The 23,486-nt window shown below is 64.0% G+C and carries 17 protein-coding genes and 2 tRNA genes; 10 read left to right on the top strand and 9 right to left on the bottom strand.

From position 1 onward, the window contains the following. Positions 1-23: 23 nt before the first annotated feature. Entirely contained in the window at positions 24-305 is a 282-nt protein-coding gene (locus QPK29_RS18625; RefSeq protein WP_056126187.1) for a DUF4404 family protein, read from the top strand. A gap of 78 nt (positions 306-383) precedes the next feature. Beyond that, positions 384-2,657, top strand: a complete 2,274-nt coding sequence (locus QPK29_RS18620; protein WP_371770696.1) for a YgiQ family radical SAM protein — start codon at positions 384-386, stop codon at positions 2,655-2,657. 72 nt (positions 2,658-2,729) lie between these two features. Here the strand turns inward: QPK29_RS18620 and QPK29_RS18615 are convergent, their stop codons facing one another. Next, positions 2,730-3,866 carry an AI-2E family transporter gene (locus QPK29_RS18615; RefSeq protein WP_229412236.1) on the bottom strand — a complete coding sequence of 379 codons (1,137 nt, stop codon included), beginning with the start codon at positions 3,864-3,866 and terminating at the stop codon, positions 2,730-2,732. Continuing rightward, positions 3,863-4,345: a cyclic nucleotide-binding domain-containing protein gene (locus QPK29_RS18610; protein WP_056126189.1), complete on the bottom strand. Its 483-nt coding sequence runs from the start codon at positions 4,343-4,345 to the stop codon at positions 3,863-3,865. The genes QPK29_RS18615 and QPK29_RS18610 overlap by 4 nt, the downstream gene beginning before the upstream one ends. Before the next feature lie 247 nt (positions 4,346-4,592). Here QPK29_RS18610 and QPK29_RS18605 point away from each other — a divergent pair, with 247 nt between their 5' ends. After that, positions 4,593-5,747 carry a GGDEF domain-containing protein gene (locus tag QPK29_RS18605; protein WP_056126191.1) on the top strand — a complete coding sequence of 385 codons (1,155 nt, stop codon included), beginning with the start codon at positions 4,593-4,595 and terminating at the stop codon, positions 5,745-5,747. A gap of 11 nt (positions 5,748-5,758) precedes the next feature. On the opposite strand, the gene QPK29_RS18600 is transcribed toward QPK29_RS18605, so the two are convergent. The 4 genes from QPK29_RS18600 to QPK29_RS18585 form a co-directional block, all read right to left on the bottom strand. Then, positions 5,759-6,397 carry an ABC transporter ATP-binding protein gene (locus QPK29_RS18600; protein ID WP_056126192.1) on the bottom strand — a complete coding sequence of 213 codons (639 nt, stop codon included), beginning with the start codon at positions 6,395-6,397 and terminating at the stop codon, positions 5,759-5,761. Then, entirely contained in the window at positions 6,388-7,461 is a 1,074-nt protein-coding gene (locus QPK29_RS18595) for a hypothetical protein (RefSeq protein ID WP_371770695.1), read from the bottom strand. Before QPK29_RS18595 ends, QPK29_RS18600 begins: the two co-directional genes overlap by 10 nt. Positions 7,462-7,523: 62 nt before the next feature. Continuing rightward, positions 7,524-7,600 (bottom strand) — tRNA-Asp (locus tag QPK29_RS18590). Between the two features lie 46 nt (positions 7,601-7,646). Beyond that, positions 7,647-7,722 (bottom strand) — tRNA-Val (locus QPK29_RS18585). A 325-nt stretch (positions 7,723-8,047) separates the two neighbouring features. Here QPK29_RS18585 and QPK29_RS18580 point away from each other — a divergent pair. The 5 genes from QPK29_RS18580 to QPK29_RS18560 all read left to right on the top strand — a co-directional run bounded on the left by QPK29_RS18580 (position 8,048) and on the right by QPK29_RS18560 (position 16,675). Further along, complete coding sequence (locus QPK29_RS18580; protein WP_371770694.1) at positions 8,048-10,270, top strand: TonB-dependent receptor; 2,223 nt, start codon at positions 8,048-8,050, stop codon at positions 10,268-10,270. Positions 10,271-10,904: 634 nt separating this feature from the next. After that, complete coding sequence (locus QPK29_RS18575) at positions 10,905-12,740, top strand: S8 family peptidase (protein WP_371770693.1); 1,836 nt, start codon at positions 10,905-10,907, stop codon at positions 12,738-12,740. Positions 12,741-12,878: 138 nt separating this feature from the next. Then, entirely contained in the window at positions 12,879-14,495 is a 1,617-nt protein-coding gene (locus tag QPK29_RS18570) for a S8 family peptidase (RefSeq protein WP_371770692.1), read from the top strand. A gap of 117 nt (positions 14,496-14,612) precedes the next feature. Then, positions 14,613-15,689: a DNA polymerase IV gene (gene dinB / locus QPK29_RS18565; RefSeq protein ID WP_371770691.1), complete on the top strand. Its 1,077-nt coding sequence runs from the start codon at positions 14,613-14,615 to the stop codon at positions 15,687-15,689. 89 nt (positions 15,690-15,778) lie between these two features. Continuing rightward, the gene (locus QPK29_RS18560; protein ID WP_056126858.1) at positions 15,779-16,675 is read left to right on the top strand and encodes a recombination-associated protein RdgC; all 897 of its coding nucleotides are present in this window, start codon (positions 15,779-15,781) and stop codon (positions 16,673-16,675) included. A 37-nt stretch (positions 16,676-16,712) separates the two neighbouring features. Here QPK29_RS18560 and QPK29_RS18555 read toward each other — a convergent pair whose 3' ends face one another. Together QPK29_RS18555 and QPK29_RS18550 are read right to left on the bottom strand one after the other, a co-directional pair. Beyond that, a complete protein-coding gene (locus QPK29_RS18555; protein WP_371770690.1) occupies positions 16,713-18,332 on the bottom strand; it encodes a catalase in 1,620 nt (539 codons plus the stop codon). 124 nt (positions 18,333-18,456) lie between these two features. Beyond that, the gene (locus QPK29_RS18550) at positions 18,457-18,942 is read right to left on the bottom strand and encodes an asparaginase domain-containing protein (protein WP_056330061.1); all 486 of its coding nucleotides are present in this window, start codon (positions 18,940-18,942) and stop codon (positions 18,457-18,459) included. Positions 18,943-19,077: 135 nt separating this feature from the next. Here QPK29_RS18550 and QPK29_RS18545 point away from each other — a divergent pair, with 135 nt between their 5' ends. Next, positions 19,078-19,842 (top strand): L-asparaginase, encoded by a 765-nt coding sequence (locus tag QPK29_RS18545; protein WP_371770689.1) that lies wholly within the window; start codon positions 19,078-19,080, stop codon positions 19,840-19,842. On the opposite strand, the gene QPK29_RS18540 is transcribed toward QPK29_RS18545, so the two are convergent. Continuing rightward, on the bottom strand, positions 19,839-20,822 hold the full coding sequence (locus tag QPK29_RS18540) for a D-2-hydroxyacid dehydrogenase family protein (protein ID WP_160407325.1): 984 nt from the start codon (positions 20,820-20,822) through the stop codon (positions 19,839-19,841). The genes QPK29_RS18545 and QPK29_RS18540 overlap by 4 nt on opposite strands. Before the next feature lie 442 nt (positions 20,823-21,264). Here QPK29_RS18540 and QPK29_RS18535 point away from each other — a divergent pair, with 442 nt between their 5' ends. Beyond that, positions 21,265-23,130, top strand: a complete 1,866-nt coding sequence (locus tag QPK29_RS18535; protein WP_056126863.1) for a phosphoenolpyruvate carboxykinase (GTP) — start codon at positions 21,265-21,267, stop codon at positions 23,128-23,130. Positions 23,131-23,486 lie beyond the last annotated feature (356 nt).

Raw genomic sequence — 23,486 nt, 5'->3', positions numbered from 1 at the left:
CAACATCATGACGTGAGAAAGCCATGCTGCCTGAAAACGAAAATACCCTGAAAGCGCACCTCAAGACGCTGCACCGCAGCCTCGAGGAAACCGGCGAAGTCGATGACGAACTGGAAATGCTGCTGCGCCAGCTTGACGGCGATATCAAGCACGTGCTCGACAAGCGCTCCCAGGATCCGGACGCGAACACGTACGGCCTGGCCTCGCGCACGCAGGAGCTGACAGCCCGCTTCGCCATCCGCCATCCGCACCTGGAACCGGCCCTCCGTGAGCTCGGCAACATCCTCGCGAGCATGGGGATTTAACGACAAGCCATTGAAAATTAAGCCATTTTTCGAGGGGTCCGCAGCTTAAACACGCGTTTTCCGGTAAAATGCCGGCCAATGAACTCCCCTGCCAATCTTTTCGCGAACGTCGCCAAGCGTTCCAGTCGCGCCCCTGCGGCCCCGTTCCTGCCCATGTCCCGTGCCGAGATGGACAAGCTGGGCTGGGATTCGTGCGACATCATCCTGATCACGGGCGACGCCTACATCGACCATCCGAGTTTCGGCATGGCCCTCGTCGGCCGCCTGCTGGAGGCGCAGGGGTACCGCGTCGGCATCATCAGCCAGCCGGACTGGACCTCCGTGGAACCGTTCCGCGCGCTGGGCAAGCCGAACCTGTACTGGGGCATCACGGCCGGCAACATGGATTCGATGGTCAACCGCTACACGGCCGACCGCAAGATCCGCTCGGACGACGCCTACACGCCGAACGCCGAGCCCAATAAACGTCCGGACCGCGCCGTGACCGTCTACTGCCAGCGGGCGCGCGAAGCGTTCCCGGGCGTGCCCGTCATCGCCGGTTCGATCGAAGCGTCGCTGCGCCGCATCGCGCACTACGATTACTGGTCGGACAAGGTGCGCCGCTCGGTGCTGTTCGAATCGAAGGCCGACCTCGTCATCTTCGGCAATGCCGAACGCGCGCTCGTCGACGTCACCCGCCGCATCGCGGCCGGCGAGAACATCAAGTCCATCCGCGACCTGCGCGGCACGGCCTTCCTCGTGCCGCACGGCTGGCTGCCGGACGAAGAGTGGACCGTGCACAATTCCACCCGCGTGGACGTGCCGGGCCGCATCGACGCGCAGCCGAATCCGTACGCGATGGCGCTGGAAGATCCGAAGCAGTGCGCGCTGGACAATGCGCAGCCGGAACCGGAAGTGAAACCGATCGTCATCATGACGCGCGAACAGCGCCAGGCGGCCGCACGCGAGAAAGCGCAGAAGACCGTCGTGCGCCTGCCGTCGTTCGAGACCGTGAGCGAAGACCCGGTGATGTATGCGCACGCATCGCGCGTGTTCCACCTGGAATCGAACCCGGGCAATGCGCGCGCGCTCGTGCAGCAGCACGGCGACCGCGACGTCTGGCTGAACCCGCCGCCGCTGCCGCTCGCGATGGACGAGATGGACGGCGTCTACGACTTGCAGTACGCGCGCGCGCCGCACCCGAGCTATGGCAAGGCGCACATCCCGGCGTGGGAAATGATCCGCTATTCCGTGAACATCATGCGCGGCTGTTTCGGCGGCTGCACGTTCTGCTCGATCACGGAACACGAGGGCCGCATCATCCAGAGCCGTTCGGAACCGTCGATCCTGCGCGAGATCGAGCTGATCCGCGACACGACGAAGAATTTCGCCGGCACCATCACGGACCTGGGCGGCCCGACCGCGAACATGTACCGCCTCGCGTGCAAGGACAAGAAGATCGAGGAAACGTGCCGCCGCCTGTCGTGCGTGTACCCGACCATCTGCAGCAACCTGGGCACGGACCACAGCAAGCTGATCTCGCTGTACCGCAAGGCGCGCGCGATCCCGGGCATCAAGAAGATCCTGATCGGCTCGGGGCTGCGCTACGACCTGGCCGTGCGTTCGCCGGAATACGTCAAGGAACTGGTCACCCACCACGTCGGCGGCCTGCTCAAAATTGCACCGGAGCACACGGAAGAGGGCACGCTCTCGAAGATGATGAAGCCGGGCATCGGTGCCTATGACGAGTTCAAGGCGCTGTTCGACAAGTACTCGCGCGAAGCGGGCAAGAAGCAATACCTGATCCCGTACTTCATCGCCGCGCACCCGGGCTCGACGGACGAGGACATGCTGAACCTGGCCCTCTGGCTCAAAAAGAACAATTTCCACCTCGACCAGGTGCAAACGTTCACGCCGACGCCGATGGCCATGGCGACGACGATGTATCACTCGGCTAAAAATCCGCTGCACAAGGTCACCGAGGATTCGGAAGAGGTCCTCACCGCGAAAAGCGGCAAGACGCGCAAGCTGCACAAGGCGTTCCTGCGCTACTACGATCCGGAAAACTGGCCGGTGCTGCGCGAAGGCCTGAAGCGCATGGGCCGCGGCGACCTGATCGGCAATGGCGAGCGTCACCTGGTGCCGCCGGCCGGGTCGGAACAGGAAGTTGCGCCGCAGCGTGGCGAGCGCCGTCCGCCGGTCGCGCCGCGCAGCGAGGCGCCGAAAGGCCGCGTGATCGAGGTCGCGACGCGGCGTAATGGACGCGGCGGCGAGCGTCGCAGCGAGCCGGCACCGTTCATGGCGCCGCCGTCGAAGGCGAAGGCGGGCATCCTGTCGACCATCAAGTCGAAGCCCAAGGCCGGCCGCAAATAACACCGGGGTCAGAGCCCGTTTTTTGGAAATAGCCCAAAAGCCATTGCCAAACACTGGGATCTGACCCCGGTTTCAGACGCTCAGGTCGGCGCTTGCCTGTTTGTCGCGCAGCCTGCGCGCATACCGATGCCGCGCCCTGAGCCGCGGATTGGTCATCAGCCGCCCCATGGTCTCGCCAACGACCATCACGACCCCCAACAGCGGCAGCACCAGCATCAGCCCGGCCACGCCCGACAGCGCCCCGCCGATAAAGATCATCAGCACCGTCACGAGCGGGTGGATATGCAGACTGCGCCCCAAGGTCAGCGGCATGAACACGAAGTCGTCCAGCAGCCTCGCGAGGATGAACACGACGATGGCGCCGTACGCGATCAGCGGATTGTTCGGCGCGTCCGTGGCCGCAACGACCACGACCATCATGCAGCCCACGACCGACCCGACGAACGGCACCCACGCCAGCAGCGCCGAAATAAAACCCAGCAGCAGCGGTGACGAGACGCCGATCACCCACAGGCCGAAGCCGAGCACGATGGTGTCCAGCACGGTCAGCTTCAACAAACCCTCGAAGTAACGGCGCGCGGTCTGGTCGACCTGGTGCAGCAGGAATAACGTCCGTTCGAAATAGGCGTTCGGCACGGCGCGGGCGAGGAATTTCTTGAAGCGCAGGCCGTCGCGCAGGAAGAAGAAGGCGAGGAACGGGGCCAGCAGCAGCGACGGCAGCCAGCCTGCGGCGCCCAGCAGGATGGTCGTCAGGTGGCGCTGCGCGAAATTGTCCGTGTAGGCCTTGAAGCGCTTGTTGACGATGGACGTCAAATGCATCTCGGCCAGGATCGGGAACTTGGCTTCCAGCAGCGTCATCGTGTTGCGCACGAAGGCGACGCCGCCGTCCAGGTACAGGGCGCCCGTCTCGTGCCAACTGTCCGTATCGCCGGGCGTGCTGGTCCAGGTCATCGCCGCCATCACCAGCAGGACGGTGGCGCCGTAGAACACGATGCAGACGAGCGTGGCCGAGACGTTGCGGGTGAAACCCGCGCGCAGCAGGCGTTGCATCGGGCCCAGCAGGATGTAGTACATGACGGTGCCGAGGATGAAGGGCAGCACCAGCCACAGCATGTGCTCGAGCAGCACCAGCAGCAGGCATGTCACGCCGATGATGCCGGTCCAGACGAAGGGACCGCTGCGCTCGTCGCGGAGGGCGCCGTGGATCACAGCGCCTCCACCTGCGCGTTGCCGTCGAGCCAGCCGCGCAGGCGCTGGCCGATGTGGCGCGCCAGGGCGAGCGAGATCTTGTAGCCGATCACGGCATCCGTTTCCATCAGGGCGAGAAAGTCGTCGCGGAAGAAGACGGCCAGTTCGCACGCGTCGAGGGCGCGGACCTGGGCGCTGCGCGGGGAATTGTCCAGCAGGGCGAGGTCGCCGAAGAAACTGCCGGCGCTCAGTTCGCCCACGATCTGGCGGCCCCGGCTGTGGCTGCGGCTGATTTGCACGCGGCCGCTCATCACGAGATACAGCGCCTGGCCTTCCTCGCCTTCGTCGAACACGATCTCGTCCGGCAGGTAGCGGCGCTCATGCATGAGGCCGTCGACGAACTTGATTTCCAACGGTTTGAGGGAACGGAACAGCGGCGTGTTCTGCAGCCGAAGCTGGCGAGGGGACAGCGTGGACGATTTCAGGAAACCAAAAATCACGAAAGCTCCAGGACGATGCAACCGAGTGGCTGCTTTGTCAATTATGAACGATTCATTTGTGCTTGCGCAGCAACGAATACTCAGTTAATTGGACGCGACACAACACCCTCTAGCCGCCGTGCATACCGCTCGACCATTGGTGCAAATCGTGCGTGCACCTAATTGGAAAACGTGTAATATAATTCCTTTGGGAAATATTAATTACATTCATGGCATCATCTCACCACGTCCTGCCAGGAGGAACCGAGTGATCGATATCCAGACCTTCATGCTGGCGCTTGGCGTCGGCAACACAGCGTTTGCGTTGCTGATGGCGGGTTACATGCGCGGTGCGGCACCCAATCCGGGGCTGCGCACCTGGATGTGGGCGCGGCTATCGTCGGGTTTGGCACAGATCTGCTGCTGGGTGGCGCCGCATGTCGGCCTGCCCATCGCGGAGGAGCTGGCCGCGTTCGGCTGGGTGGGCGGTGTCGCGCTGGAACTGGCCTCGTACTGCGTGTTCTTCGGGTTCCGCAACTGGCGCCGGATTCTCGCACCGGCCACCGTCGCGGCGCTGATCATCGTCGCGGCCGCGGCGCTGGCGCAGGCGTCGCGCGAGCAGATGACGCAAGTGGTGGCCGTCATCGTCGCCCTGTTCGCTTCCGGTGCCGCCGCGATCCTGCTGCGGCCGCAGGCCGATGCGCCGCTGCTGCAGCGTGTCATCGGCGTCAACGATGCCTTGTTCGCCATCGCGATCTGGATCTGGATGGCGGTGGCCAATGGCGGCGTGGGCATGTTCAATACGAATCCGGTGTATGGCTTCGCCTATCTGGCCAGCTATCTGCTGATGATCGTCAATGGCTTCGGCTTCCTGTTGCTGTGCAAGCTGAAGGACGACCAGCGCATGCAGCGCCTGGCCACGATCGACGGCCTGACGGACATGCTGAACCGCCGCGCCTTCTTCGAGCGTGCCGAGAGCGCCCTGCAGACGGCGGTCCGCCTGCGCAAGCCGATCGCGCTGATGATGCTCGATCTCGATCATTTCAAGCAGCTCAACGACGGCTTCGGCCATGCCTGCGGCGACGAGGCCTTGCGGTTGTTTGCCGACACGGCGCGCGCCACCTTGCGCGAGAACGATGTGATTGGCCGGCTGGGCGGAGAAGAGTTCGCGCTGGCGATGCCGGGTACGTCGCTGGCAGGCGCGCAGTATGCGGCCGAACGCCTGCGCATCGCCGTCGCCGAAGCGCCGGCGCTCACCTGCGCCGCGACCTATCGCATGACGGTCAGCATCGGCCTTGTGATGATCGATCCGAACGAGGAATTGACGGCCGCGCTGGCGCGCGCCGACCACGCCCTGTATGCGGCCAAGACCGGTGGCCGTAACCGCGTCGAGATCGGCGCGCCCCTCCTCAGGCGGGCCTGAACGGCCGGCGTTCAGAGCACGCCCGGTTGCGTGTCGAGGTCGAGCGTGACCGTCGGCGCGATGCGCAGGTCCAGGTGGCTCGTCAGCACGGTGCAGCTCGTGCCCGCGCGCGTGCGCCGCGCGAGGACTTCTTCCAGCACGCCGACCGCGTCGACGTCCAGGCCGTTGAACGGTTCGTCCACCAGCAGCAGGCGCGCGGGCAGTGCGAGCGCGAACGCCAGCTGCAGCTTTTTATATTGTCCCAGCGACAGGCCCGTGACCGGCTGCGCGCCGATGTCGGCGACGTGGAACGCGTCCAGGTGGCGGTCCAGCACGGCGCGGTCGGCATCCAGGTAGAGCGCGAGATGCAGTTCGAGCCATTCGCGCGCCGTCAGCCAGTCCAGGGCCGGCGCTTCGCCGCCGCAATAAAAGCTCAGGCGGCGGTAGGCGAGCGCATCCGTTGCGCTGTCCAGGCCGTCCAGGCGGATGTGGCCGCGGCTCGGCGCCAGCGCGCCGCCCAGCAGTTTCAGCAAGGTCGTCTTGCCGCGGCCGTTGCGGCCGCGCAGCCACGTCAGGCCCGGGCCGAGTTGCAGGTTCAGGCCGTAGAAGACGCTGCGCGTCGCGAAGTGAAACGCCAGATCCTTGATGTCGACGGCGGGATTCAATTCCATAGTTGGCTTCCGGTAGCGCACAGCAGCATGATGGCGAGCGCGACGAGCGCCATGCGGCCGCGTGCCGTGAAGGGAGGCGTCAGCACGAGCAGCGGCGGCACGCTCCAGGCAAGTAGTAGATAAAAGCGGCCGGCCGTGCCATGCCAGGCGCCGGCCAGCGCACCCGTCGCGGTGACGGCGGCGGGCGCGAGCGCGATGCCCAGCAGCACCAGCGCGCGGGCATGCCAGGCCAGCGCGGCGACGTCGACCGGCCAGCCGGCCGCGAGCCCGCGCACGCGCGCGAGCTGGCGCCGCAGTGCCTGGTCGGCCTCGTGCGCGAGCAGCACCAGCAGGATGCTCGTCACGATCGCGCCGGCCACGCGCGGCAGCGCCTGCGGCCCCAGCATCCACAACACACCGGCACCGATGGCGGCAGCCAGCAGTGCGCCCTGGCGCGCGCCGGCGGTAGCGCCGCGCCACAGGGGCAGCCAGAACAATTGACGCCACAGGTAGAACCAACCCGCGCGCGGCATGGGTGGCCGGGTCGCGGCGGCGGCGTCCGCCGGCGCCTGCTGCGATCGTTGCGGCAGGGCCGCACCGCGCACGAGCAGGCCGGTGGCGCAGGCCAGCGTCAGCAGGAAGGAGAACACGGTGCCGCCGACGGCGCGCAGCGGCGCCATCCAGCCGGGATCCTGCACCAGCCAGATCGCCAGCGATGCCGCATAGGCCAGTGCCAGCGGTGCGGTCAGCAAGGCGGCGACGGCGGCGGCGGCGCGCAGCAACCTGGCGGGCGGTACGGGCAACGGACGCAACCAGGCGGCCACGTCCGCGGGCACGACCCGGGGCCGCAGCAGCACGATGGGCAGGCTCATCGCGACGCCGTGCAGGCACAGCAGGGGCAGCGCGAACGGCAGCGGTTCGGCCGCCGCGAGCATGGCGGGCAGGGCGGCGAAGGCGAGCAGGCCGAGTGTCATCGGACCCAGCACGAGCATGGCGATCTCGGCGGAGCTGCGCAGGCGCGACGCCAGTTGCGCCACGGCGTGGCGGGCAAGGCGGATCCGGAACCGGGTGTAGGGATGAACCATCGATAGAGTGCAGGGTCTGAAACGAAAAAAGGTCCGACGAATCGGACCTTTTCTCTTGATACTGGCGGAGCGGACGGGGCTCGAACCCGCGACCCCCGGCGTGACAGGCCGGTATTCTAACCAACTGAACTACCGCTCCATTTACTCTGATCGGTTCTTCACTTCGCAAGATCTCTGAAACTGACTGGTGGGCGCTGAGAGGCTCGAACTCCCGACCTAATCCTTGTAAGGGATCCGCTCTACCAACTGAGCTAAGCGCCCGCTTCAGGGTTTTTCCTGCCGACGTTTGTCATCACGTCCGAAGAGGCCCGAATCATAGCGTATCCCTTCGAAAACCTGCAAGGGTTTTTCAGAAAAAAGTGAACAGGGACGTGACACACCACGTTCTCATATACAACAAACTGTTGTATGGATGTGTAAGCCGATTCGTATTCCTTGCATAAGGATATACACATAATCGACAATTGCCGGTTTACATGCCGGCAATATTTAGACATCAACAATCAGGTGCGGGTTTGCCGAGGCAGGAGAGACAGGCGGAGACAACGCGGCAGTTTTTTTACTCTTCCCAGCTAGGAAAAACTCAATGATCAAGATGTCCAAGATGCACAAGCGCGTCATCGCCGCGCATGGCGCAATGCTGGCGCTCGCAGCCGTACCCGGCGGCGCGGCCCTGGCCCAGACTGCGCAGGCGACCGAACTGCAGACGGTGACCGTGACCGCACAACGCCGTACCGAAAACATCAAGGAAGTGCCGGTGTCCGTCACCGCCATCAAGGGCGAGAAGCTGGACGTGCTCGTGTCCGGCGGCGCAGACATCCGCCTGCTGGCCGGCAAGACCCCCAGCCTGAACGTTGAGTCCTCGAACGGCCGCACGTTCCCGCGTTTCTACATCCGCGGCTACGGCAATACGGACTTCTCGACCTTCGCATCGCAGCCGGTGTCGCTGATCTATGACGACATCGTCCAGGAAAACCCGATCCTGAAGGGCTACCCGATCTTCGACCTGGCCGGCGTGGAAGTGCTGCGCGGCCCGCAGGGCACGCTGTTCGGCCGCAACACCCCGGCCGGTGTCGTGAAATTCGAATCCGAGAAGCCGAATCTCAAGAAAACCGAGGGTTACTACAACCTGTCGTACGGCACCCACGGCACGGCCAACGTCGAAGGCGCGATCAACGTGCCGCTGTCGGACAAGTGGGCGATGCGCGTGTCGACCCTGCGCCAGCACCGCGACGACTTCGTCGACAACTACAGCGACGTCGCCAAGACGAACAAGACCGGCGAACTGGACGGCTACAACGAACACGCCGAGCGCGTGCAATTCCTGTACAAGCCGGATACCACGTTCAGCGCCCTGTTCAACGTGCACCAGCGCACGACCAACGGCAGCGCCCGTCTGTTCCGCGCGAACCTGATCAAGAAGGGCACGAACGATATCGCCGACGGCTACGACCTCGACAGCATCGTGACGAACGCCCAGAACTTCCAGAGCCTCAAGACGAACGGCGCCAATGCCCGCATCACGTGGGACCTGGGTCCGGTCATCTTCCACTCGATCACCGGTTACGAGTCGGTCGGCAGCTACTACAGCCGCGGCGACATCGACGGCGGCACGCCGCAAGGTCCGGGCTTCATTCCGTTCCAGTCCGAGACGGGCGGTTTCATCGACGACCTGAAGCAGTACTCGCAGGAATTCCGCGTCGAGTCGAAGAGCACGGGCCCGCTGAACTGGCAGGCCGGCGTGTACTACTTCAAGGAAGACGTGACGGGCGGCAGCGACGGCTACAACAGCGCCACCGGCGCCCGCACCTCGCGCCAGGCCAGCGAGCAGAACAACAAGGCCTGGGCCGCGTTCGGTTCCGTGACGTACAACATCAACGACGCCCTGTCGGTGCGCGGCGGTATCCGCTACACGGACGACAAGAAGGACTTCCGCACCGTCACCGCGATCGGCTTCACGCCGGTGGGTCCGAACAGTGTCGGCGAAAGCAAGGACAAGATCAGCTGGGACCTGTCGAGCACGTACAAGCTGAATCGTGACGTGAACCTGTACGCGCGCATCGCGACCGGCTTCCGCGCCCCGAGCATCGCGCCGGCCTCGACCTTCGCACCGGTCGGCATTACCGTCGCCGACGCCGAGACGATCACGTCGTACGAAGGCGGCATCAAGGCCGACCTGTTCGAACGCCGTGCCCGCGTCGCGTTCTCGCTGTACGACTACGAGATCAAGAACCAGCAGCTGACCGTGGTCGGTGGCAACACCAACGTCACCAAGCTGATCAACGCGAAGAAGACGGCTGGCCGCGGCGCCGAGTTCGACCTGGAAGGCCTCGTGACGCCGGACCTGCGCGTCGGCGCCAGCGCGTCGTACAACTTCACGGAAATCCGCGACCCGAGCCTGTCGCTGACGAAGTGCGCAGCCTGCACGATCACCGATCCGCTGAACGCCGCCGGCAACGTCCTCATCGATGGCAACCCGCTGCCGCAGGCACCGAAGTGGATCGTCAACCTGAACGCCCGCTACAGCATGCCGGTCGCCAATGGCGAGTTCTACGTCTACACCGACTGGTCGTACCGTTCGAAGATCAATTTCTTCCTGTACGAAGCGAAAGAGTTCACGGGCAAGCCGCTGACGGAAGGCGGCCTGCGCCTGGGCTACATCTGGGCCGACGGCAAGTATGAAGTGGCCGCCTTCGGCCGCAACATCCTCGACCAGCGCCGCATCTCGGGTGCCATCGACTTCAACAACCTGACGGGCTTCACCAACGAGCCGCGCACCTACGGTGTCCAGTTCAAAGGCAATTTCTAAGCTTTAAAAAGAAGTCGTCAGCCAGAAAGGCCGCGAGCGATCGCGGCCTTTTTTAATTCGGGGTCAGAGCACATTTCGGATCAATTTTCTTGCGCATCCCGAATCGTTCAAGTCCGCACGCTCCGTCGGCATATCGCTTGGGAGAGGCAGGCGGCGCCCCGATCGCGAATTGCTTTAAAGCTCGTGCACCAAAAAGGGCTCTGACCCCGATTTTCCGATCGCGAATTGCTTTAAAGCTCGTGCACCAAAAAGGGCTCTGACCCCGATTTTCGGGGCTAAAAATTTCTTCCTTGGTGACGATTGAGATATCTCAATGTTGAGAGTGTGCATATGTGCGCAACGCCTGACAGTCACGGAACATTGTTAATTCATTGGTGCTTCCAAGGCGATATGTTCTTCTGCTGAGTTCACAGTTTTCCGAAGAATCTAGGTTTTAGCGCTATCAATAGGCGAAAGTGTTGTATAGACATCGAATCTAATTGTGAAATTTCTACACGTTTATTTCTTTCGCGCTAATCTGGCACTCCCGCTTTTCAGACGGGAAATCGACGCTTAAAAAGCGTCGAGACAACTAGATCTCAGGCAATCACGCCTGCGGAAAATCAACTTTTGTGTTTTTCTAAAAGGAATAAACATGAAGTCTCAGCAATCGAAGTATCCGGCAGTGTTGAAACTGTGCGCCGCGGCCGTCCTCGGTCTCGGCGCCGGCGTTGCGGGCGCGGGGGTGCCCGCGGACGTGCCGGCCACGCACGCCGCGCAGCGTGTGGCCGTCTCGGACCAGACCGACCGCATCATCGTCAAGTACAAGGACGAGAACGCGCCGGTCGTTTCCAAGGGCGGGCAGGTATCGGTCGCACGTGCAATGCCGCTGTCCGCCTCGCGCAAGGCCGTGGTCGACCGCGCCGGCCAGCAGTTCGGCATGCTGGTGAAGGCGTCGCATTCGATCGCCACCGGCGCCCGCGTCTTCAAGCTGGACCGCAAGGTGTCGCTGGCCGATGCCGCCAAGCTGGCGGCCGAGCTGAAGTCGCGCGATGCTTCGGTCGAGTACGCCGAGCCGGACCGCATGATGCATCCGCTGTTCACGCCGAACGACTCGATGTACAGCCAGCAGTGGGATTTCTTTGAAGCGACCGGCGGCCTGAACGCGCCGGCCGCCTGGGACAAGTCGATCGGGACCGGCATCCGCGTGGCCGTGATCGATACGGGCTACCGTCCGCACGCCGACCTGTCGGGCCAGATCCTGGCCGGCTATGACTTCATTTCCGACACCGCCATCGCGAACGACGGCAACGGCCGCGACAGCGACGCCAGCGACCCGGGCGACTGGACCGCGGCGGGCGAGTGCGGGGCCGGCGAACCGGCGTCGAACTCGAGCTGGCACGGCACCCACGTGGCCGGCACCATCGCCGCGGCGACGAACAACAGCACCGGCGTCGCCGGCGTCGCGTACGGCGCCAAGGTCGTGCCCGTGCGCGTGCTCGGCAAATGCGGCGGCTACACATCCGACATCGCCGACGGCATCATCTGGGCATCGGGCGGTACCGTGTCCGGCGTGCCGGCCATCGCGGCGCGCGCCCAGGTGATCAACATGTCGCTGGGCGGCGGCGGCGCGTGCGACACGACGACGCAGAACGCGATCAACAGCGCCCGTTCGCGCGGCACCGTGATCGTCGTGGCGGCCGGCAACGAGTCCCAGAACGCGAGCAACAGCAACCCGGCCAACTGCGCGGGCGTGATCACGGTGGCGGCGACGAACCGCTCCGGCGGCCGAGCCTCCTACTCGAACTACGGCACCATCGTCGACGTCGCGGCACCGGGCGGCGACAGCGGCGCGGCCATCCTGTCCACCCTGAACGCCGGCACCAAGTCGCCGGGCGCCGACAGCTACGCGGGCTATATGGGGACGTCGATGGCGACACCGCACGTGGCCGGTGTCGTCGCGCTGATGCTGGCCAAGAACCCGAACCTGACGCCGGACGAGGTCGAGTCGCGCCTGAAGTCGAGCACGCGTCCGTTCCCGGCCAGCTGCTCGGGCTGCGGCACCGGTATCGTGGACGCTTCGGCCGCGGTGGACGCGGCGGCGGGCACGGGCGGCGGTACGGGCACGACGATCTCGGAAACGGAGTCGAACAACACGCTCGGCACGGCCGACAGCGTGACGACGTCCGGCACGACGGTCGATGCCGCGATGGGCAGCTCGACGGACACGGATTATTTCTCCGTCCAGCTGCCGGCCGGTAAAACCCTGAGCGCGACGATGACGCCGAACGCGAGCTCGGACTACGACCTGTACATCTACAACAGCGCGGGCACCTTGCTGGCACGCAGCGAGAACGGCACGGGCACCGCGGATACCGCCACGTCGTCCAACACGGGCACGACCACGTCGGTGCGCTATGTACGCGTCGTTTACTACAGCGGCGGCACCGGTTCGACCAGCGGCAAGTACACGCTCAAGCTCACTTGGTAATGCGTTATGACAGGACGCATAACCGTTAAAATTCAATTACTTAACGAAACTTTCCTGTTGTAAAAACCCCGAAAAACGGCCCGCGCAGGGCCGTTTTTCGTTACGCTGCACAGTTCGGTTTACTGAAAAGGATGCAGCATGACGCAGCGCCACACGATCTCTTCTTTGTTGAAAATTTGTGCAGCGGCCCTCGTTGCCGTCGGTTTCGCCGGCCAGGCCGTGGCGCAAACCAATCACTTCGTCGTCCAGACCGACCGCATCATCGTCAAGTACAAGGGCGACAGCGATACGTCGAAGACCGGTGTGGCCGCACGCGGCATCGACCGCGCGCGCCAGGCCCTGATCGACCGCGCCGGCCAGACCTATGGCGCCACGATGCGCGCGCTGCGCGCGACGGCGAACGGCGCGAACGTCCTGCAACTCAACCGCACGATGTCGCTCGACGAGGCGCGCCAGCTGGCCGCCGAACTGAAGTCGCGCGACGCCAACGTCGAGTACGCCGAGCCGGACCGCATCATGGTCCCGCTGGCCACCCCGACCGACCCCAGCTATACCCAGCAGTGGGACCTGTACGAAGCCACCGGCGGCATCAACGCGCCCGCCGCCTGGGACAAGTCGACCGGCGCCGGCATCAACGTGGCCGTGATCGACACGGGCTACCGTCCGCACGCCGACCTGTCGGGTCAGATCCTGCAGGGCTATGACTTCATCTCGACGACCACCATCGCCAACGACGGCAGCGGCCGCGACACCGACGCCAGCGACCCGGGCGACTGGGCCCCGGCCGGCAGCTGCGGCACCGGCATCCCGGCCGCGGACCAGAACTCGAGCTGGCACGGCACGCACGTGGCCGGCACGATCGCCGCGAAGACCAGCAACGGCCTCGGCATCGCGGGCATTGCTTATAACGCGAAGATCGTTCCGGCGCGCGTGCTGGGCCGTTGTGGCGGCTACACGTCCGACATCGCCGACGCCATCGTCTGGGCCTCGGGCGGCACCGTGACCGGCGTACCGGCCAATGCGAACAAGGCGCGCGTGCTGAACCTGTCGCTGGGCGGCACCGGCGCGTGCGACACGACGACGCAGAACGCGATCAACAGCGCCCGTTCGCGCGGCGCCGTGGTGGTGGTCGCGGCAGGCAACTCGAACACGAATGCGATCAATTCGAACCCGGCCAACTGCGCGGGCGTGATCACCGTCGCGGCGACGAACCGTGCGGGCGGCAAAGCGTCGTATTCGAACTACGGCACCAATGTCACCGTTGCGGCACCGGGCGGCGACAACGGCGCCGGCATCCTGTCGACCTTGAACGCGGGCACGACCACGCCGGCATCGGACAACTACGCGTACTACATGGGCACGTCGATGGCGACGCCGCACGTGGCTGGCGTCGTCGCGCTGATGCTGTCGGCGAATCCGAACCTGACGCCGGATGACGTGGCCGCCAAGCTGAAGTCGACGGCGCGCGCCTTCCCGGCCGCGTGCTCGGGCTGCGGCGCCGGCATCGTCAACGCGGCCGCCGCCGTGAACGCGGCGCTGGGCTCGACCACCACGACGACGACCCCGACCTGGACGTATTGCGCCGCCGAGAACGGCACCTGCTCTTTCAGCGGTACGCGCGACGTGCGCTACGGCACCGCTACCAGCTATGTGACGAAGACCTTCACCGGTTCCGTGAAATGCTCGAACGCGGTGTTCGGCGACCCGGCACACGGTATCGTCAAGTCCTGCAGCTATTCCAGCGTCACCAAGTAAGTCGTCTCAACCCGCCGCCGCATCCCTGCGGCGGCGGCGTTCCCCCTTGCACTATTCCTAATTCCCAGCGATACTGTATGCAATTACAGTAGTCGCTCGGCGCGGGCGACCGTCACCGTGAACGCCCCCGTCCGCAAGATCATCCACTGCGATTGCGATTGTTTTTACGCATCCGTCGAGATGCGCGACGACCCGTCCCTGCGCGGGCGGCCGCTGGCCGTCGGCGGGCGGGCCGAGCAGCGCGGCGTGGTCGCCACCTGCAACTACGAGGCGCGCCGCTACGGCATCCATTCGGCGATGGCGACGGCGCAGGCCGTCAAGCTCTGCCCGGACCTGATCCTCATTCCACCGAACATGGAAAAGTACCGGGTCGCATCGCGCCAGATCATGGACATCTACCGCGATTACACGGACCTCGTGGAGCCGCTGTCGTTGGACGAAGCCTATCTCGACGTGACGAACTCGCCGCACTGCAAGGGCAGCGCGACCTTGATCGCCCAGGAGATCCGCCGCCGCATCTTCGAGACGGTCGGCATCACGGCGTCGGCCGGCGTGGCGCCGAACAAGTTCGTGGCCAAGATCGCCAGCGACTGGAACAAGCCGGACGGGCTGTTCCTCGTGCGGCCCGATGAGGTCGATGCGTTCGTCGCCGTGCTGCCTGTGAAGAAATTGTTCGGGGTAGGGAAGGTGACGGCCGCGAAACTGCATCGCCTCGGCGCGCAGACGTGCGGCGACCTGCGCGACTGGAATATGGACAAGCTGCAGCAGCACTTCGGCTCGTTCGGCGCGCGGCTGTACGACTTGTGCCGCGGCATCGACGACCGCGACGTGAATCCGGTGCGCGAGCGCAAGTCGATCAGTACGGAGGAGACGTACACGCCGGACGTCCCCGACCTGGACGGCTGCCTCGCGCTGCTGCCCGACCTGTACGAGCATCTGCTGGGCCGGATCAAGCGCAACAATGCCGAAAAATTCATCAATAAATTGTTCGTGAAGATCAAGTTTGCCGACTTCCAGCGTACGACCGTCGAATGCGTGGGCTACGCGCCGAACATGACGACGTTCCGTCACCTGATGGAGACGGGCTGGCTGCGGGCGAGCCGTCCCGTGCGGCTGCTGGGCGTCGGCGTGCGCCTCAGCGATACGGAAACGGTCGAGCAGCTGAGCTTGTTTGACGAACGTGCAACACAATAAAAATCCCTTGTCGACGACGTGAATTTTGCCGCCAGTCAGCGTGTAGAATGTCGTTCCTTTGAAATATCGAGATAACTGGAAGCAACGTTATGTGGTTCAAGAATCTTCAGATCTACCGCCTGCCGGCACCGTGGAATTTCTCCCCTGAACAGATGGAAGAGGCCCTGCAGTCGCAGGCGTTCACGCCCGCCAGCAGCAACGAATTGCTGCGCCAGGGCTGGGATTCGCCACGCGGCAACGGCAAGCTCGTTCACGTCGTCAACAAGCAGATGCTCATGATGCTGGGCACGGAAAAGAAATTGCTGCCGAGCTCGGTCATCAACCAGGTCGCCAAGGCCAGGGCCGCCGAGCTGGAAGAGCAGCAGGGCTTCCCGCCGGGCAAGAAGGCGATGAAAGAACTCAAGGAACGCGTGGCCGACGAGCTGCTGCCGCGGGCGTTCTCGATCCGCGGCAACGTGTGGACGTGGATCGACCCGGTCAACGGCTGGCTCGTCGTCGACGCCGCCAGCCCGAGCAAGGCCGACGACGTCATCAAGCTGCTGCTGAAGGCCGTCGACAAGCTGCCGCTGGAATCGCTGCGCGTGCAACAGTCGCCGGTCGCCGTGATGACGGGCTGGCTGCAATCGGACGAGGCGCCGTACAACTTCACGATCGACCAGGACACGGAACTGCGCGCCACCGGCGAGAGCAAGGCCGCCGTGCGCTACGTGAAGCACTCGCTGGACCCGGAAGACATCCGCCGCCACATCGCCAACGGCAAGCAGTGCACGCGCCTGGCCATGACGTGGAACAGCCGCATCTCGTTCGTGCTGACCGAGCAGCTGGCCGTCAAGGGTATCAAGCCGCTGGACGTGATCAAGGAAAACGAAACGATCACCTACAGCGATGACGAGCGCTTCGATAACGACATCATGCTGATGACCGGCGAACTGGCCAAGATGCTGACCGACCTGGTCGAGGCGCTGGGCGGCGAAGCCAAGGCGTAACGAAAAAAGGCCCGGACATTCATCCGGGCCGCTGGTTTTATTTTGCCGACGCCACTTCTTCCGTCGTGGCCGGCTCCTTCTTGCCGCCGCTTTCCGGCTGGCCGCCCGAATAGGTCGAGCCCGGGCGATTCTCGCCCGGCGCCGGCTTGCCCGGCAGCGGCTGCAAGGCTTTCGCCTTTTCCAGGTCGATGCCAGCTATCTCGGCCACGCGACGTCCGTAATCCTCGTCGCAATGCCACAGGTGCCACACCATGCGCAGCTGGATGACTTCCGGGCATTTCTTGAGGTCGTTGCCGACGTTGTTGACGAGGTCGTCACGCTCCCAGTCCGCGAACGTGCGGTAGCGGTCGCCGGCCTGTTGGTAGTCGTCGGCCGTGCGGCTCGTCTGGTAGCGGCCCAGGTGGCCCTCGACGTGCTGGTGGTAATCCTTCTCGGGTTGCGGCGCTTCGCCCAGGCCGCCCAGCAGGCTCGGTTCGTAATTGATGTGCTTTTCCTCGCCGCCGCCGTCGACATAGAAGGTCATCTGGCCGTCGCGCTGGTTCGTGCGCGCCACCGCTTTTTCCTGCGGCGCATTGATTGGTAGCTGAAGATAGTTCGGCCCGACGCGGTAGCGCTGCGTGTCCGAATAGGACAGGGTGCGGCCCTGCAGCATCTTGTCGTCCGAGAAGTCGATGCCGTCGACGAGCACGCCCGTGCCGAAGGCCGATTGCTCGGTTTCAGCGAAGACATTGTCCGGGTTCTTGTCGAGCACCATGCGGCCCACGGGCAGCAGCGGGAAGCGGTCTTCCGGCCAGCGTTTGGTGTCGTCCAGCGGGTCGAATTCCAGTTCCGGATGCTCGCCGTCGCTCATGACCTGCACGCAGAATTCCCACTCCGGAAACTCGCCGCGCTCGATCGCGTCGTACAGGTCGCGCGTGGCGTGGCTCGTGTCGTGCGCCTGGATTTCCGCGGCCTGCTGGCTCGTCAGGTTGCGCACGCCCTGTTTCGGCTGCCAGTGGAATTTGACGAGGTGGGCGATGCCCTGGTCGTTCACGAGTTTATACGTGTTGACACCCGAGCCTTCCATCTCGCGGTAATTGGCGGGAATGCCCCATGGGCTCTTGACCCACGTAACCATGTGCAGTGCTTCCGGATGGCTGCAGATGAAATCGTAGAAGCGCCACGGCTCCTGCTGGTTTGATACGGGATCGGGTTTGAAGGCGTGGATCATGTCCGGGAACTTGATCGCATCGCGGATGAAAAAGACTTTCAGGTTATTGCCCACGAGGTCCCAGTTGCCGTCGACCGTCTTGAGCTTGACGGCGAAGCCGCGCGGATCGCGTGCCGTCTCCGGCGATTCCTTGCCGCCGATCACGGTCGAGAAGCGCACGAACACGGGCGTCTGCACGCCGGTCTCGTTGAGGACGCGGGCGCGCGTGTACTTGCTGGCGGGCTCGTCGCCGATCTTGCCGTAGGCTTCGAAATAACCGTGCGCGCCCGTGCCGCGCGCATGCACCACGCGCTCGGGGATCCGTTCGCGGTCGAAGTGGGTGATCTTTTCGATGAACTGGTAGTTCTCGAGGGTGGCCGGACCGCGTTCGCCGACGGAACGCATGGCCTGGTTGTCGCGGACGGGATGGCCCTGGCGCGTGGTCAGGGTGGGGCGCTGCTCGCTCATCGCTGATTCCTCCTGGTTCGTGGGAGAACCATTATAGGAATTGACGAAAACGCGCAGCGCCCGAAACACCGGGGTCAGAGCCCGATTTTGGGCAATTGCCCAAATCGGGGCTCTGACCCTGGTTTCACAACGCCTGGAACACGCCCGCCGCGCGGTTCTTCGTGACGTTATCCCAGGTAAACACTTTGCCGTTCATCGCCACGTAGACGCCCGGCGGCAGCATCTGCGCGGCGGCGCAGGCGAAGCCGAAGTTGAACAGCGCATCCGAGTTGGCGATTTCGTACGGGATCATGGCGCCCGTGAACACGATCGTCTTGTCCGACGTTGCCGCGCCCAGCACCTCGGCCGTTTCGCGCATCGTATCGGTACCGTGCACGATCACGATCTGCTTCTCGCTGGCGGCCTGGCACGCGGCCAGCACGTTCTGGCGATCGCTGTCCTGCATCTCCAGCGAATCGAGCAGGGACACGACCTGCAGTTCGACGGGAATGGTCATGCGGGAGCGTGCGATGACCTCCGGCAAGTGGCTTTCGGCAAAGCCCAGAACGCCATTGAGTTCGTTGTAGTGTTTGTCGAAAGTGCCGCCGGTGGCGATGATCCGCAAAGTCATAATGATTTGAAAACGCTGTAAAAAAAGGTGGGTAATGATAGCCGCAAACCGTAGTGTATCCGTATGTGTCTGCGCTAGAATCGTCCGGATCGGATGAGTATCCTTTCTCCTTTTTGGGCCGAGCCCGCCTTCCCAATGAAACCCGTCGCACCTGGAACCGTCATCTTCCATCGCCATCGCGGCTATGGTGTCATCACCCACGTCAACCTGCTGACAGGCTGGATTTCCGCACGCTTCGGCAACGAGTCGCGCACGCTCGACCTGAACCTGTCGACCGACGAGGTGCAGCACGCCGATGGCGAAGCGATCCTGTTCCGCCGCTCGCCGCCGGACCGCATGCCGCATGCGCGCCTGATGGCGATGGTGCGCGCGCTCCACATGGCCGGCTACGAAAAGCTGTACCTGTATTCCTGGCCCAAGCCGTCCGGCCTTCACTGGCGCTGGCAATTGTTCACGGGTAAGCGCGACTGGATGCAGCGGCCATGGCGCGAAGGCTGGTATGGCTCGGGCGCCGACTACAACAACAACCCCGTGATGGGATGGGGCGATGCGCCGGGTGCCAGTACGGACGAACTGATCCACGCACTGGCGAAGTTCGACCCGGAAGGCCTCGCACGCGCGCTCGGGCGCGACGACGATCACACCGCGTGGTTCGCGAGCGTGTGCGATGCGCTGCTGCCGGGTTACATGTATTCCTTCGACATGGCGCCGATGCAGCAGAATGCGAACGGCGGCCTCATCGAGATGCCGCCGGTGCCCATCGTGCCCGTGCGCGCAGGCTTGCCCGCGTATGCCGGGCCCGTGATCGAATGGCCGCCCGGCTGGGCCGGCTTGTGGACGCGCCGGCATGAGATGCCGATGCGTAAGCCCAATTTCACGGGCGAGCCCGAGTTGCGTTAAAGCGCCTCGGTATTCAGGATGTTGGTCGGAGTCCCGTTCGCAAAATTGACGACATTCTCGAACGCCGCCCGGAAATACAACTCGTAACTGTCCCGCTCGACATACCCGAGGTGTGGCGTCGCCAGCACGGTCGGAATCTTCAGGATATCCGCATCGGCCGCCAGCGGCTCGCTGGTGAACACGTCCAGCGCCGCATAGCCCGGCCGTCCCTTGCGCAGCGCCGCCTCCAGCGCGCCTTCCTCGACCAGTTCCGCCCGGCTCGTGTTCACGAACAAGGCGTCGCGCTTCATGCGCGCCAGGTCGTCGGCCTTGACGATGCCGCGCGTCGCATCGTTCAGCCGCAGGTGCACACTGACCACGTCGGCCTGCTCGAAGAACGCTTCGCGCGTCGGCGCGGCCGTCAAACCCTCGGCGACCGCGGCGGCCCGGCTTTTCTCGCTGCCCCACACCATCACCTGCATCCCGAACGCCTGCGCATAGCCCGCGATCAGGTGTCCGATCTTGCCGTAGCCCCAGATCCCCAGCGTACGACCCTTTAGCACGCGGCCCAGGCCGTTGAGCTCGGGATTGATCGACGCCGTCTGCCACAGCCCGTCCTTCAGGTTGTTGGCGTAGGGCACGATCTTGCGGCTGGCCGCCATGATCAGCGCCCACGTCAGTTCGGCCGGCGCGACCGGCGAGCCGACGCCTTCCGCGATCGCGACGCCGTGTTCGGTCGCGGCCGCCACGTCGATGTGTCCGGCGACCTTGCCCGTCTGGGACAGCAGCTTCAAATTGGGCAGCTTGGCCAGCAGCGCACGCGGAAACGTGGTGCGTTCGCGGATCAGGACCAACGCGTCGAACGGCGCCAGGCGGATCGCCAGTTGGCCCAGGCCACGGGTCGAACTGTTGAACACTTTGACCTCGTGGCCGTCCAACATGCGGAAGCATTCGAGGGAGCGGACGGCGTCCTGGTAATCGTCAAGGATTGCAATTTTCATGGATGTTAGCGGATGTTATCGGCAAGAAAGTAATGAAATGACAGAATTTGAACGATAGGAAATAGCCTACTACTTTGCTCAACCAAAATTCCTACATTTTTGTTGTGCAAGCATTCTAAAGCCGTTTGCGCAGGTGTAGAATCGACCAGAAATAAGAGCCCGAGATGTCAGACTGACATCATTTGCGGCCAGCAGCACACGTTCCAACCAGCCCGCCGGCCTCCGCGCAACGCGACCCCGGGCTGGCGACATGACCGCCGTAGCACTGAACCGTGAACCGCACGGCTTTCCAGGTGCGGGCCCACGAGGCCATCCTTGACGACGATCCTGCCGGGACAAGATTAACGGGATTCCGACCGCCGCGCGCATTGCAGGCCGCCGCCTCTGCCGCATCAAGGCCATCGGAATCGCCAGGGATTCTTAATTGGCATTGGAGGTATGTATGAACCAGCCCGTGATGGGCGGCGTCGCCGCACTGAACGTCCCAGCTTACATCAAGCACAATAAACTCATCAATTGGGTGGCCGAGATCGCGGCCCTCACGAAGCCCGACGCCATCTACTGGTGCGACGGCTCCGAAGAAGAGTACGACCGCCTGTGCGCACAGATGGTCGAAGCCGGCACGATGAAGCGCCTGAACCCGGAGAAGCGCCCGAACTCGTATCTGGCGTGCTCCGACCCGAGCGACGTGGCGCGTGTCGAAGACCGCACCTTCATCTGCTCGGCCACGAAGGAGCAGGCGGGCCCGACCAATAACTGGGTCGATCCTAACGAAATGCGCCAGACCCTGAACGGCCTGTTCGACGGCTGCATGGCCGGCCGCACGATGTATGTCGTGCCGTTCTCGATGGGCCCGCTGGGCTCGCCGATCGCGCATATCGGCGTGGAACTGTCCGATTCTCCGTATGTCGCCGTCAACATGCGCATCATGACCCGCATGGGCAAGGCCGTGTACGACGTGCTGGGCGCCGACGGCGATTTCGTGCCGTGCGTGCACACCGTCGGCATGCCGCTGCAGGCGGGCCAGCAGGACGTGCGTTGGCCGTGCAACTCGACCAAGTACATCGTGCACTATCCGGAAACGCGCGAGATCTGGTCGTTCGGCTCCGGCTACGGTGGCAACGCGCTGCTGGGCAAGAAATGCTTCGCGCTGCGCATCGCTTCCAACATGGGTTACCAGGAAGCCCAGCAAGGCGGCACCGGCTGGCTGGCCGAGCACATGCTGATCCTGGGCGTGGAATCGCCGCAGGGTGACAAGAAATACGTCGCGGCCGCGTTCCCGTCGGCCTGCGGCAAGACGAACTTCGCGATGCTGATCCCGCCCGCCGGCTTCGAAGGCTGGAAGGTCACGACCATCGGCGACGACATCGCGTGGATCAAGCCGGGTGCCGACGGCAAGCTGTACGCCATCAACCCGGAAGCGGGCTATTTCGGCGTCGCCCCGGGCACGAACGAAAAGACCAATCCGAACTGCATGGCTTCGCTGCGCGAAAACGTCATCTTCACGAACGTGGCGCTGACCGACGACGGCGACGTATGGTGGGAAGGCATGACCAAGGAAGCCCCGGCGCACCTGATCGACTGGCAGGGCAAGGACTGGACCCCGGCGTCCGGCACCAAGGCCGCGCACCCGAACGCGCGCTTCACCGTGGCCGCCACGCAGAACCCGGTGATCGACCCGGCGTGGGACGATCCGGCCGGCGTGCCGATCTCGGCCTTCATCTTCGGCGGACGCCGCTCGACGACGGTGCCGCTCGTGACGGAAGCCCGCAACTGGACGGAAGGCGTGTACATGGCCGCCACGATGGGCTCGGAGACGACGGCCGCCGCCGCCGGCCAGATGGGCATCGTGCGCCGCGACCCGTATGCCATGCTGCCGTTCATCGGCTACAACATGAGCGACTACTTCCAGCACTGGCTCAACCTGGGCCAGAAAGTCGCCGACAAGAACCCGCAAGCGCTGCCGAAGATCTTCTGCGTCAACTGGTTCCGCACCGACGACAACGGCAAGTTCGTGTGGCCGGGCTACGGCGACAATATGCGCGTGCTGAAGTGGATCCTGGACCGCAGCCAGGGCCAGGCCGGCGGCGTCGAGCACATGTTCGGCACCACCCCGACCTACGGCGACCTGAACTGGACCGGCATCGAGTTCACGTCCGAACAGTTCACCACGATCACGTCGATCGACAAGGATGCATGGCGCGAAGAACTGAAGCTGCACACCGAACTGTTCGACAAGCTGGCTTACCGCCTGCCGCAGGAACTGGTCGCGACCAAGGCGCAGCTGGAGAAGCGCCTGGCCGAGTAAGGCGCACGGAGAAATACAGGCGAGGAGACGACGGCCGCGCGCACGACGATGCGGCCGCGATAAAAATGAGAAAGGACAGGCTTGGTGGCCTGTCCTTTTTTCATTACCTCATCGTGGCCTGTACAAGCAGAGCAATGCAACTAACCGACACCGGCTCGGCCGCCAAGTCCGACCGGCCGTCGAAGACGTGCGCCCGTTGCGGACTGCGTTCAGCTGGCGCAAGAAATGGAAGCGCGACTGGGAGGAGGTGACACGGTTCGGAGCGCGGTCGCCGCGTATCGCTTCCTTAACGAATTTAAATCATCACATTGTGGAAAATCATTTGGGTTTTTGATTTTACTAAATGCGGCTTATCC

The organism is Massilia orientalis (assembly GCF_030411975.2).
Classification (GTDB): domain Bacteria; phylum Pseudomonadota; class Gammaproteobacteria; order Burkholderiales; family Burkholderiaceae_D; genus Telluria; species Telluria orientalis.
The sequence above is the reverse complement of the archived record's forward strand: the minus strand, read 5'-3'. Positions and strand labels throughout refer to the sequence as shown.